The organism is Anaplasma marginale str. Florida (assembly GCF_000215485.1).
Lineage (GTDB): Bacteria > Pseudomonadota > Alphaproteobacteria > Rickettsiales > Anaplasmataceae > Anaplasma > Anaplasma marginale.
Window position 1 is genome coordinate 1 of record NZ_AFMS01000191.1, and the last position, 2,868, is coordinate 2,868.

Annotated in this window: 3 protein-coding genes and 1 pseudogene; all 4 read left to right on the plus strand. The window is 50.5% G+C overall.

The features are described 5' to 3' along the window. Positions 1–985 (plus strand): annotated as a pseudogene (locus GAC_RS05150) (excinuclease ABC subunit UvrA); the annotation flags it as partial. A 358-nt stretch (positions 986–1,343) separates the two neighbouring features. Further along, positions 1,344–1,709: an NADH-quinone oxidoreductase subunit A gene (gene ndhC, locus GAC_RS05155; protein WP_010264049.1), complete on the plus strand. Its 366-nt coding sequence runs from the start codon at positions 1,344–1,346 to the stop codon at positions 1,707–1,709. A gap of 4 nt (positions 1,710–1,713) precedes the next feature. After that, the gene (locus GAC_RS05160; protein ID WP_011114280.1) at positions 1,714–2,241 is read left to right on the plus strand and encodes a NuoB/complex I 20 kDa subunit family protein; all 528 of its coding nucleotides are present in this window, start codon (positions 1,714–1,716) and stop codon (positions 2,239–2,241) included. Between the two features lie 5 nt (positions 2,242–2,246). Continuing rightward, complete coding sequence (locus tag GAC_RS05165) at positions 2,247–2,810, plus strand: NADH-quinone oxidoreductase subunit C (RefSeq protein WP_010264046.1); 564 nt, start codon at positions 2,247–2,249, stop codon at positions 2,808–2,810. The last annotated feature ends 58 nt before the right edge of the window (positions 2,811–2,868 follow it).

The following is a 2,868-nucleotide window of genomic DNA, read 5'->3' on the forward strand; positions in this document are numbered from 1 at the left end:
GAAAAATAACTTACAAAACGTGGATGTGAAAATCCCCATCGGTGGCTTTACTTGTGTCACAGGGGTCTCCGGAAGTGGAAAATCGAGCCTGATTTGGGACACTCTTTACAAATACGCGCTGCACAGAGTTGACGGAGAGCCCATCAGACCAGACATAGAGTGTGATACCATACTGGGTTTAGAGAATATAGATAAGGTAATAGAGATTGACCAGTCTCCCATAGGTAGAACTCCCGCTTCAAATCCGGCAACTTATGTTGGGTTGTTTTCACACATACGGACGTGGTTCGCGGGGCTACCGCTGGCAAAGTCGCGCGGCTATACCGTAAGCAGGTTTTCTTTCAATGCCAAAGGCGGTAGATGCGAAACATGTAGGGGGGACGGATACATTAGAATTGAAATGCATTTCCTGCCGGATATGTACGTAAAGTGCGAAGAGTGCCACGGATTAAGATACAACCGAGAGACGCTTGATGTAACCTACAAAGGCAAATCCATTGCAGACGTGCTTTGCATGACTGTGGATGAAGCGCTGGAATGTTTCAATGCGATTCCGTTGATCAAAGAAAAGCTCCACGCCTTGCGGGAGGTCGGCATGGGCTATGTACGAATAGGGCAGCCATCTACAACACTCTCCGGGGGTGAGTCACAAAGAGTCAAGCTCTCAAAGGAGCTGTCTAAGCGCTCCACCGGAAGGACGCTGTATATTCTTGACGAGCCGACAACCGGCTTGCACATTTCTGATGTGAAAAACTTGCTGCGTATTTTGCACATGCTGGCCAAACTCGGAAATACGGTCGTGGTGATAGAGCACAACCTGCACGTTGTAAAAACCGCAGACTACGTAATAGACATAGGCCCAGAGGGCGGCGATAGAGGGGGGAGTGTAGTGGCATTTGGCCCTCCGGCGGAGCTAGTCAAGCAATACCCAAATAGCATAACAGCGCAGTACTTGCTGCCATATTTACAAAACCCTAAGACATAAGCGTACAACGCAAGGACGAAGGTGGTAAACCATACCTACCACAGACAAAAGCAATTGTGCCCTGTGCGAATCCACCGAGCACGTTCAAAATAGATCACTCAAAAGCCCGAGTTAGAGAAACTAAAATCAGCAAAGCGCGTGAAAGCTCCCAAAACGAGCAACCACCCTGCCCCAACCTTTTAAGCTACTGAAGCGGGTATGGGGAACATGAGAAAACTGGGCCACAGCACCATGGCATACTCAAACCACAGGCTAATTAACGGCACTGACGATCACACCCCATACAACCATTGAAAATTGACACCCAGCGAGAAATTTGCAAGAATCTGGAGTGTCCTTAAAGTGGCGTAGGTTGCCCATGCCAAGCGTAGGTGATTATTCTTCAATACTGCTGTTTATCATGCTTGCCGCAATGGTGTCTTCGGTGTTCGCCGTGCTGCCCGCCTTTCTGGCTGGAAAGAGGGGCAGTCTCGGTAAGTTGTCTCCGTATGAGTGCGGGTTTGATCAGGGCGAAGCACCTGACTCCTCCTCTTTTGACATAAAATTCTGTGTTGTTGCAATTCTGTTCGTCATATTTGACGTGGAAGTGGCATTTTTATTCCCATGGGCTGTATGCCTGGGCGCAATCGGTGCATTTGGGTTCTGGTCCATGGTTTTTTTCGCGGGGCTGCTTGCCGTGGGGTTTGTTTACGAATGGGGCGTCGGTGCCCTTGAGTGGGAGTAAGGACATGGAAAACCAGCAACACCAAGTTCTGGAGCAGGAACTGTGGCAGGGCTATAAGGACCGTGGCTTTGTCGTCACCAAATTCTCTGATTTGGTCGACAGCGTGGTGCGGTGGTCCCGCAGTGGGTCGTTATGGCCCATGACGTTCGGCCTCGCCTGCTGCGCGGTTGAGATGATGCACACAGCGGCCAGCAGGTATGACCTTGATAGATACGGCGTTATGTTCAGGGCCAGCCCCAGGCAGGCAGACGTTATGATAGTCGCTGGAACTTTAACGAACAAAATGGCACCGGCGCTGCGCAGGGTGTATGACCAGATGGCTGAACCTAAGTACGTCATCTCGATGGGGAGTTGCGCCAACGGTGGCGGATATTACCATTATTCTTACTCAGTCGTCCGTGGGTGTGATCGCATAGTGCCCGTGGACATCTATGTTCCAGGCTGTCCGCCAACCGCAGAGGCACTGCTTTACGGGATTTTGTGTTTGCAGCAGAAGATAATAAGGGGTAACCCCGGAGTGAGGGGGGCGTAGGGGCCATGCAGCAAAGTGTAGAACATGTAACAAAGCACGTAGGTAAAATCCTGAAGCGGGAGGTTGCGGTCAGAAGCGACGGGGTATTAGAATGCCGGCTGGAAGCCGGAGATTTACTTAAGTGTATTACCACATTACGGGATGACGAGAAGAGCAAGTTCAAAATTTTGACCGACATATTCGCCGTAGACTATCAAGCCCGGGAAGCCAGGTTTGACGTGGTGTATATGCTGCTGAGCGTGGCGTTTAATGCCAGAATATGTTGTAAAGTGCCTCTGGTCGAGGGGCACAATGTTCCATCTGTTACTTCGGTGTTCGGGTCTGCAGGGTGGTTCGAGCGTGAGGTGTTTGATATGTACGGCATCGTGTTCGACGGACATCCAGATCTGCGGAGAATCCTGACTGACTATGGCTTTACTGGGCACCCCATGTTGAAAGATTTCCCTCTAACCGGATACGATGAGGTTAGGTACGACCTGCAAAAAAAACAAGTAGTGTATCAGCCGGTGAATTTGCAGCAGGACTTTCGTAATTTTGACGCTATTTCCCCGTGGAAGGGGGAGAGATAATTCTTGGCTCGTCGTCGTATGCAGTGTCCCGCGTGGTCATCTTGAGGGTGCATGGAGG